The sequence below is a fragment of the Metallibacterium sp. genome, assembly GCF_054637675.1.
In genome coordinates this window covers 1-9,415 of the sequence record NZ_JBTSRB010000076.1, presented here as the reverse complement: position 1 = coordinate 9,415, position 9,415 = coordinate 1, and the positions used below count along the sequence as shown (strand labels likewise).

Here is a 9,415-nt window from a genome sequence, read left to right as displayed (position 1 = left end):
GCGCATTCGCGCGCTGGCGCAATGGGCCGCGCTGGATCTCAAGCCGGAACGCCCGCTGCTGCTCGATCGGCCAGTGGCGGCGGCGCGCGCGCGCGCCGCGGGACGCGGCCATCCCGATCGTATCGAGCGCGAGAACGATGACTTCTTCGAGCGTGTGCTCAGCGTGTACCGCGCGCGCGCCGCCGCCGAGCCGCGGCGCTTCAGTCTGCTTGATGCGAGCGCATCACCTGACGTCGTGCTCGCCGCGGCGCAAGCTGCCGTGCAGCCGCTGCTGGGCACGCGCGCATGAGCACCGCGCCGCCTGCCTGGCACGCCCCGCACTGGCAGCGTTTGCAGCAGGCGCTGGAACATGAGCGCATGCCGCACGCGCTGCTGCTGTTGGGTCAAGGTGGGTTGGGCAAGCGTGTGTTCGCGCGGCGGCTGGTGGCGCGTCTGCTGTGCCGCGCGCCGCAAGCTGGCGAGGCTTGCGGGCAGTGCCACGGCTGTCGCTTGCGGCTGGCCGAAACTCACCCAGATCTGTACCGCCTCGGCCTCGCGCCCAACCGCGAGGGCAAGCTGCGCAGCGAGATCGTGATCGACCAGGTGCGCGCGGTGTGCGAAAAACTCACCTTGTCCAGCCAGCTCGGCGGCTGGCGCGTCGCGCTGATCGATCCCGCCGATGCGCTCAATGCCGCCGCCTACAACGCGTTGCTGAAAACCCTCGAAGAGCCGCCTGCCGCCGCGCTGCTGATCCTGCTGGCCGATCATCCCGAGCGCCTGCCGGCCACGGTGCGCAGCCGTTGCCAGCGCGTGCAGTTTCAGGTGCCCGCGCGCGTCGAGGCCAGGTCTTGGCTCGATGCGCAGGGTTTGCGTGGCGACAGCGCGCTGGCGCTGGATGCCGCCGAGGGCAACCCCGGGCTGGCCGCGGTTTACCTGCGCGAGGGCGCGCTGCCGCGCCGCGAGGCGGTGCGCAGCGAGTTGGCGCAATTGCTGGCGCAGCGCGCCGACGCGTTGGCGTTGGCGCAGAGCTGGAGTCAGGACAATCCCGCACAGCGCTTGTTGTTTGCCGCGCAGTGGCTGGCGCGTGAGTTGCGCGCGTGCAGCACGGGCATGCGCGGGCCGCTGGCCGCCGCGCGCACGCCGCTGCAATTGACGCAATGGTTCGAGCAGGCCAACCGCGCGCGTGAGTTGTTGCGCGGGCCGCTGCGCAGTGACTTGGTGCTGCTCGACTTTCTCAGCCTGCGCAATGCCTGAAGGCGATCAAGCAGTATTCTCGCGTACACGCGCCGCTGCGCCGCAGCGGCAGCAGGTGCGCTCGGGCTTATGATGCGGAAGCATTGATGGCGACGACGATGAGCCCACTCGATCAACAACTCGCGCGGCTGCTGGCCGAGCCATCGGCAAGCGTGGTGGTCATCGCGCCACATCCCGATGACGAAACCCTCGCCAGCGGCGGCCTGTTGCAACGCGCGCAGGCCGCCGGCGCGGCGGTGGCGGTGGTGCTGCTGACCGATGGTGACAACAATCCGTGGCCGCAGCGCTGGCTGGAACGCCGTTTGCGCATCGGCGCTGACGCGCGCGCCGCATGGGGCCGCCGCCGTCGCGCGGAGGCGGTCGACGCGATCACGCGTCTCGGCCTGCCGGCCAGTTGCCTGCACGCCATGGGTTGGCGCGATCTTGGCCTCACTGCACGCATTGCCGATCAGTTGGCGGCAAGTCTCGCGGCGCTGCGCGGGGTGCTGCTGCCGTTGCGCCCGAGTCTGATCGTGGCGCCGGTGCTCGATGACCGACATCCCGATCACAGCGCCGCGCGCGTGCTCATCGAACTGGCCATGGCGCACTGGCCCACGCCGCGTCCGACGCTGTGGGGTTTTGCCGTGCACGGTGCCGTGCCGCATGCGCAGTCGTTCACGTTGAGCACGGATGAATGCGCGCGCAAGGGCCACGCGCTCGAGGCGCACGCCAGCCAGCTCGCGCTGGCCGGCGAGCGCTGGCGTCGGCGTGTTGCCCAGGGTGAATTTTATGTGCCCGCCACCGCGCCCGCAGGCGTGGACGCGCGCATGGAGTTGCCGTGGCTGCCGGCCACGCCACAGCTCAGCGCTTGCACGCTGCTGGTGGTCTGCGGCGAGCAGGCATGGCAATTACCCTGGCGCGAGAGTGCTGCCGCCGGACCCCTACGCTTGCATCTGCAGCCGCATCCGGTGCTGAGCTTTGCGCAGGCGCCGCGCGCTCCGGTATTCGTCAAGCTGTATAGCCGACACCCCAATCTGTGGATCTTCGATCACTGGGGCTGGCGCCACGGCGGGCAGGCGTCCGCCTTGACCTTGCCCAGTGATTCCGCCAGTCTGGCTTGATTCATCCCGGAATACTGTCGAGGTCATCATGGCCGCCCCCGCCCAGCCTGCCAACAGCGCGCGTCAGAGCATCCTGCCGGTCGCGATCAAGGACGAGGCCACGCTGTATCAGAGCTACATGCCCTTCCTCAAGGGTGGCGGCCTGTTCGTGCCCACCACCAAGCGTTACAACCTCGGCGATGATCTGTTCCTTCTGATCAACCTTCTGGAAGACAAGGAGCGCCTGCCAGTCACCGGCACCGTGGTGTGGATCACGCCGCAAGGCGCGCAGGGCAATCGCGTGGCCGGCATCGGCGTGCAGTTCTCCGAATCACCCGAGGGTGAGATCGCGCGTCAGCGCATCGAGGCGCTGCTGGGCGCCAGACTGGCTTCGGAAAAGCCCACCTACACGCTCTGAGTGGAACTGCCCGGCGCGCAGAAAAACGTGCGCGTAAAGCGGGCCTGTATACGTGCGCGTGTGGGTCGGGGTGACGGGATTCGTCCGCTACGCCCATGCATTGTGAATCACGTTGTTCAACCCGGCTGCCGACTTTTTGATCACTGCGATGCATGACACGCCCATGAGTCAAATACGGAAAACTGCCCGCGTCAGCATGGTGCTGGCGCTGACACTGTTCCTCTGTAGCTGCGGCGGCGGCGGTGCGGTGGCCCCCAGTCCGAGCCCGATGGTCGGCAATCCAGGCACGACCGCCTTGATGCTGGCTGCGTCGCCCGCGGCTTTGTCACTGCCCGCAGGGGCATCGACCACGTTCAATCTCGGCGTCAGCCCGGTGTCTTACAGCCCGGTAGCGGTGACGCTGGCCAATGCACCGGCGGGCGTGCAGGTGACCACCAACGCGGGTGCCGCGGTGGGCTCCGGGCAGCAGACCGAAACACTGAGCGTGGCCGCGTCCGTGGTGCCCAACACCTATGCAATGACGCTGATGGGGACCAGCGGCAGCGTCACGGGCACGACCAGCCTCACCCTGCAGGTCGAGCCCGCGCTACCGGCGTCTTTCGTGCAGCTCGAACAAAGAACCTTCGAGTATTTCTGGAACACCACCAATCCGGCCAATGGCCTGGCACCCGACCACTATCCGGGCTCGCCGTTCGCCAGCATCGCGGCCACGGGCTTCGCCTTGACGGCATATCCGATTGGCGTGCAGAACGGCTGGATCACGCGCGCGCAGGCCGAGCAGCGCGTGCTGACCACGCTGAAGTTTTTCTACAATGCGCCGCAGGGCAATGCCGCGAGCGGGGACACCGGCTACCAAGGCTTCTTCTATCACTTTCTGGACTTGAACACGGGTCTGCGCTACGGCACCACGACTGGGCTGTCCTCGATGGACAACGCGCTGCTGATGGCCGGCGTGCTGTTCGATGCCAGCTACTTCAATGACGGCAGCGCCACCGACAACCAGATCCAGGCTTTGGCCAACGCGCTGTATCAGCACGTGGACTGGACCTGGATGGCGCAATCGGACGCGCCCTTGATCAATCTCGACTGGACGCCGGAATCGGGATTCTCGCCGTACAACTGGCAGGGCTACAACGAGGCGATGATCCTGTACATCGAGGCGCTGGGCTCGCCCACGTATCCACTGCCGGCCAGCGCATGGACCGACTGGACGGCGACGTATCCGAACTTCTGGGGCAATTACTACGGCCGCGAGCAGCTCAGCTTCGGACCGCTGTTCGGCTCGCAATATTCGCAGGCATGGATTGATTTCCGCGGCATCCAGGATGCCTACATGAAGAGCAAGGGCATCGACTACTTCATCAACAGCCGCCGCGCCACCGAGTCGCAGCAGGCCTACGCCGAGGCCAACCCCGGTGGCTGGACCGGTTACGGCGCGGATTTGTGGGGGTTGACTGCCTGCGATGGCCCCGGCAATTTCAGTTTCACTAGCGGCAACGGCCAGACGCGGACGTTCAAGGGCTACGCCGCGCGCGGCGCCGGCATCCAGGACAGCTTCGACGATGGCACCATCGCGCCGACCGCGGCGTTGGGCTCGATCGTGTTCGCACCCAGCATCGTCATTCCCACGGTGCAGGCCATGCAGTCCAACTACGGCGCCTACATCCTCGGCCAGTACGGTTACTACGACGCCTTCAACCCCAGTTTCCAGTACAGCGGCGTCACGCCGTATTCGGGCGCGGTCGTGCCGGGTGTGGGCTGGGTGGATTCCGAATACCTCGGCATCGATCAGGGGCCGATCCTGTTGATGCTGGAGAACTATCGATCGGGTTTCGTCTGGAACGTCATGCGCCAGAACCCCGATATCCAGCTTGGATTGCAGCGCGCCGGCTTCACCGGCGGCTGGCTGGCGGGCACGCCGGCCGTGCAGTGACCCTGTTCGCGCGCCGCGCCCACGTCTCTTTTCGCGCGTCGCAATGTCAGCAAGCAAAAAGCAATCGGGTAGGGAGCCGGTAACCCGGCCCCCTCCCACACCACCGTACGTGCGGTTCCGCATACGGCGGTTCACGAGTGACACTGAAGATACCGGCTGGTGTCGAATATCGAGACCAACCGCAGCCGGTCGAAGAAGGCTTTCGGGAAGGCGTGATTCATGTGGCTGGCACCACTGTTCCACCACGGGCCTTGCCCGTTGTGGCCCGAGTGCCAAGCCCGTGCCTCCGGCAGCCCTTGCTTGCGCAGCATCGCGGAGCGCCGCTGACGCGTCTTCGCCTGCCGCCATAGCAGGCAGCGCAGCCGACGCCGCAACCATCCGTCGAGGTCCTTCCATACCGTCTGGCTTTCGCTGAGATGGAAGTAGCCGATCCACCCACGAAGCACCGGATTCAGTGTCTCGAGGGTATGGGTCAGGCTGCGCCCGCGCCCCTGACGTAACAACTCACGCACATGGCCAGTCAGACGTGTCGCGCTTTCCCGTGCGACCTTGAGCCTGATCCGACCACCCGCACAAGTCAGGGTGTAGCCCAGAAACGTGCGTTTCCAAGGCCGTGCGCACGCGCTCTTGCCATCGTTGACGCGCAACTTCAAGCGCTCCTCCAGGAACGTCCTCATGCGCGCCATCACCCGTTGCCCTGCCGCCTCGCTGCGAACGTAGATGTTGCAGTCGTCCGCGTAGCGGCAGAACGCGTGTCCGCGTTTCTCCAGTTCACGATCCCAGTCCGTCAGCAGGATGTTCGACAGCAACGGCGACAACGGGCCGCCTTGCGGCGTGCCCTGGTCCCGTACCGTTTCCACCCCATCACGCATCAGGCCCGCTTCCAGATAACGACGGATCAGCTTGAGCACCCGCTCGTCGTCGACGTGCCGGGCGACCCGCGACATCAGGATGTCGTGGTTCACCCGGTCGAAGAACCACTCGACAGACTACCCACCACCACCTCGCGGGATATCCCGAGCAAGTAACCATCGTCCGCAAGCGCCACGCTTTTGAGGGGCGGGCGCTGGACGTGTTGGGCTGGGCTCATCGGGGCGGCACGCTGCACCTGATGCTGGTCCTACCTGACGGTACGCGTTCGCTGATTCCAGCCGCCTGGACTGATCTGAAAGCCGAGAAAGAGCCGGTAAAACAAGCTCCGCCGCCATTGCTGGCCTCCTGCGCGCAGTTGCTCCAGGCCCGCGCGGTTGTGGATGCTTTGCGGCGTCGACTTCCGGCTGCGGATGCCCTGCAGCGGCCGACACCGCAGGAGCCGGGCCATGCAGCAGCTGAGCTTTCTCGAGGCGCCGATATACGAAGGCGCCGTGCCGGTGTGGAACACGCTCGACGAGGAGCAGCGAGCCAAAGCGATCGCGATGCTTGCCCAACTGATCGCCAAGACAATCGCTGAGCCGGAGCAAGATCATGAGTGAACACACCAAGATCACGACCGATCATCTTCGTCGTTGCGCCATCGTGTACGTGCGCCAGTCCAGCAGCACCCAAGTCGAGAACAACCGCGAGTCGACCGCGCGCCAATACCACCTGGCCGAGCGCGCCGTGGAGCTCGGATGGCCCCGCGAGCAGGTCAAGGTCCTGGACGAGGATCTGGGCATCTCTGGTTCCGGGCTCACCGACCGTGCCGGCTTCGCACACATGATCGCGGAGGTGGCGCTCGGTCAGATCGGCATCGTTCTGGGCCTGGAGGTCTCGCGCCTGGCGCGTAACAACGCCGACTGGTATCGGCTCCTGGACTTGTGCGGTGTAACCAATACGCTGATCGGCGATGCCGATGGCATTTACCACCCTGGACTGTTTAACGACCGGCTGCTGCTGGGCCTCAAAGGCACAATGTCGGAAGCCGAGCTGCACGTGCTGCGGGCGCGACTGCTCGGCGGCATTCGCAACAAGGCTGCGCGTGGCGAGCTGAGCCGCGGGTTGCCCGTCGGTCTGGTGCGGGGTGAAGCGGATGGTGAGGTGCTGCTCCATCCCGATGAGTCGGTCACCGCCGCGATCCGCGCCGTCTTCGAGCGCTTCGCCGAGATGGGCTCGGCACGGCGCGTATGGCTGTGGTTCTGCTCGCAGGGCTTGCGCTTCCCGTTGCACTCGAACACGCTTCAGGATATCCGCTGGGTCACCCCCACGTACACGAAGATCCATCAGGTCCTGACCAACCCCTTCTATGCCGGCGTCTACGTCTATGGCCGAACGCTGCAGCTGTCGTACATCGATGAGAGCGGGCGTGTGCGCAAACGATCCAAAAAGCGCCCGCGTACCGAATGGCCCGTCTTCATCCGCGATCACCACCTTGGCTTCATCGACTGGGCGACGTTCGAGACCAATCAAAAGCGCCTGGCGCAGAACACGCGTCCCAGGCCTCATCAAGGCGGAGGTGCCGTGAGGGAAGGCACTGCCTTGTTGCAAGGCATAGCCGCCTGCGGTGGCTGCGGGCGGCGCCTGAAGGTGCACTACACTGGCCGCTCCTCCACGCCCGGGTATCACTGCGCCGGCAAGACCATCGTCAACGGCCGCGGCGAGTACTGTCTGAACGTCGGCGGTTGTCAGATCGACGCGGCGGTCGCGGCCGTGTTCCTCGCGGCACTGGCACCCGCTGGTCTCGAGGCGTCGCTGAAGGCCGCCGAACAGCTCGAAGCCGATCACGAGACCACGGTGGAGCAGTTCCGGCGCGATGTCGAGCGTGCGCGCTATGGCGCGCAACGCGCCGAACGCCGCTATCGGGCCGTCGATCCCGACAACCGCCTGGTTGCGCGCGGCCTCGAAGCCGAGTGGGAGGGCGCCCTGCGTGAGCTGAAGGCCGCCGAGGCCGAACTGGCGCGTCGCGAACACACGCGGCCGCTCGTGCTGACCTCCGCGGAGCGCGCCTCGCTGTTCGCGCTCGGCAAAGATCTCAGCGCCGTCTGGCCCGCACCCACCACAACCGATCGGGACCGCAAGGAGTTGCTGCGCACTCTGCTTGAAGAGGTCGTCATGACCGTCGAGCGCGAGAAGTTCAACGCGCACCTCACGCTTCGCTGGCATGGCGGCCTGCTCAGCGAGCTCGACGTGCCGTTGCCGCGCTCGCGCCCGGCAACTGTCCGCACCGAGGAAGGTACCATCGCGCTGCTGCGCCGCCTGGCCGTGCACTATCCTGATACGGCCATCGCCGGCATCCTCAATCGTCAAGGACGCACCACCGCCACAGATCTGTCGTTTACCGCAAATCGCGTCAGCAGCCTGCGCACGCACTGGGAGATCCCGTGCTTTGAATCCACAGATCACACGCCCGATGGAGACTGCATGACCATCGAGCGCGCCGCGCAGACTCTTGGTCTGGCGCCCTCGACCTTGCATCGCTGGCTCAATGATGGCTTTATTGCCGGAGAACAAGTCACGCCGGGCGCGCCGTGGCGCATACGCATGACGGAGGAACTGCGTTCGCTCTTCGTTGAAAATGCGCCCAAAGGCTACGTGAAAATGTTCAAGGCCATGAACCTGCTGGGCGTCTCGCGGCAAACGATCTTGCAGCGTGTAAAGCGCGGCGAACTCAAAGCGGTTCATGTCAGCCGCGGACGCGCAAAAGGCATTAGGATACAAGTACCTGCCGCGCTTCCTGATCTCTTCGAAACGCAATCAACAGACCGGGTGTAGTGTGAAGCACGCTCCAAGAACTTCTCCAGATCGATGTCCACCACCCATGAGCGGCCGTCTTGCACATACTGCTTGGCAGCACGAACCGCTTGATGGGCGCTGCGCCCCGGCCGGAAGCCGTAGCTCGATGTGGAGAACGTCGGTTCGACGATCGGTTGCAGGACTTGTAGCAGCGCCTGCTGGATCAGCCGGTCCAGCACCGTCGGGATGCCCAGTGTCCGCACCCCGCCCGCAGGCTTGGGAATGTCCACCGCGCGCACCGCCGCCGGCAGGTAGTGACCGTCCAGCAAGGCTGCCCTGACGCGGGGCCAGTGCATCTTCAGCCAGTCCTTGAACGATCCCACCGTCAGGCCATCGACCCCCGGTGCGCCACCGTTGCGGACCACTTTCTGATACGCCGACCACACGTTGCTGCGTTCGATCACGGCTTCCATCCGCCGTGACACCTCCGCTTTCGTTTGCCCGGCCGCCGCCGTGACCGACTCGGCACCACACGGCCTACCCGCGGGATACTGTCCCGCCTCTTGGCCCTTGGCCCCGGCTTCCCGGGCTTCTGCTTCGTTGTCGGTCATCGAGGTTCAGCCGTCCTAATCGCGGTCTCTCATGTTCGGCCCTTCGTCGTCGCCGACTACTATGGCCTCGGCTGACTTCTCGCTCCGCCTCGCGGCGTCACCCTTTCAGGCATGAGGCGAGATCTCCCCGGGTATGACACACCTGCCTTCACGCTTATGCCTGTCGGATCTACGCCGTGTCGTTCCGTGCAAGTACTGGGCTTCGACCTTCATGGCTGCCTCACCCCAACACGTCGCCTCGTATCCGCTTCCTGTTCGTCAGGCCAGCGCTTTGCCTCGGGCTTCCTTCAGACGTCCGGTCGCCCGAAACGCCCTTGCCTCTGGCTAACTCTTCCCCTTGCCGGGTGAGTAGAGGACTTGCACCTCCAAGCAGGTGCGCCCTGCCGGGCGCACCATGAAAAACCCGGCTTGCGGCCGGGTTTGTAGTTCAATTGCTTGATTCTTTGGTCGGGGTGACAGGATTCGAACCTGCGACATCTACCTCCCGAAAGTA

General features: G+C 65.4%; 8 protein-coding genes and 1 pseudogene. 7 read left to right on the top strand and 2 right to left on the bottom strand.

From position 1 onward, the window contains the following. From ACYDAT_RS15150 to ACYDAT_RS15130, 5 genes and pseudogenes are all read left to right on the top strand, one after another. Nucleotides 1–289, top strand: a pseudogene (locus ACYDAT_RS15150) (dTMP kinase); the annotation flags it as partial. Further along, complete coding sequence (gene holB, locus ACYDAT_RS15145; RefSeq protein WP_461438360.1) at nt 286–1,233, top strand: DNA polymerase III subunit delta'; 948 nt, start codon at nt 286–288, stop codon at nt 1,231–1,233. The pseudogene ACYDAT_RS15150 and the gene holB, both read left to right, overlap by 4 nt. A 98-nt stretch (nt 1,234–1,331) precedes the next feature. After that, on the top strand, nt 1,332–2,333 hold the full coding sequence (locus ACYDAT_RS15140; RefSeq protein WP_461451170.1) for a PIG-L deacetylase family protein: 1,002 nt from the start codon (nt 1,332–1,334) through the stop codon (nt 2,331–2,333). Nucleotides 2,334–2,361: 28 nt separating this feature from the next. Beyond that, nucleotides 2,362–2,730, top strand: coding sequence for a PilZ domain-containing protein (locus ACYDAT_RS15135; protein WP_461438358.1), 369 nt, complete (start codon nt 2,362–2,364; stop codon nt 2,728–2,730). Nucleotides 2,731–2,893: 163 nt separating this feature from the next. Further along, nucleotides 2,894–4,663, top strand: a complete 1,770-nt coding sequence (locus tag ACYDAT_RS15130; RefSeq protein WP_461438357.1) for a glucoamylase family protein — start codon at nt 2,894–2,896, stop codon at nt 4,661–4,663. Nucleotides 4,664–4,794: 131 nt separating this feature from the next. On the opposite strand, the gene ACYDAT_RS15125 is transcribed toward ACYDAT_RS15130, so the two are convergent. Further along, the gene (locus ACYDAT_RS15125; protein ID WP_461451168.1) at nt 4,795–5,628 is read right to left on the bottom strand and encodes a group II intron maturase-specific domain-containing protein; all 834 of its coding nucleotides are present in this window, start codon (nt 5,626–5,628) and stop codon (nt 4,795–4,797) included. Nucleotides 5,629–5,982: 354 nt separating this feature from the next. Here ACYDAT_RS15125 and ACYDAT_RS15120 point away from each other — a divergent pair, with 354 nt between their 5' ends. Then, nucleotides 5,983–6,135: a hypothetical protein gene (locus tag ACYDAT_RS15120; protein WP_461451166.1), complete on the top strand. Its 153-nt coding sequence runs from the start codon at nt 5,983–5,985 to the stop codon at nt 6,133–6,135. After that, nucleotides 6,128–8,350 (top strand): recombinase family protein, encoded by a 2,223-nt coding sequence (locus ACYDAT_RS15115; RefSeq protein ID WP_461451164.1) that lies wholly within the window; start codon nt 6,128–6,130, stop codon nt 8,348–8,350. Before ACYDAT_RS15120 ends, ACYDAT_RS15115 begins: the two co-directional genes overlap by 8 nt. Here the strand turns inward: ACYDAT_RS15115 and ACYDAT_RS15110 are convergent. Next, nucleotides 8,257–8,922: a reverse transcriptase domain-containing protein gene (locus ACYDAT_RS15110; RefSeq protein WP_461451162.1), complete on the bottom strand. Its 666-nt coding sequence runs from the start codon at nt 8,920–8,922 to the stop codon at nt 8,257–8,259. The two genes, ACYDAT_RS15115 and ACYDAT_RS15110, sit on opposite strands and share 94 nt — an antisense overlap. Between the last annotated feature and the right edge of the window lie 493 nt (nt 8,923–9,415).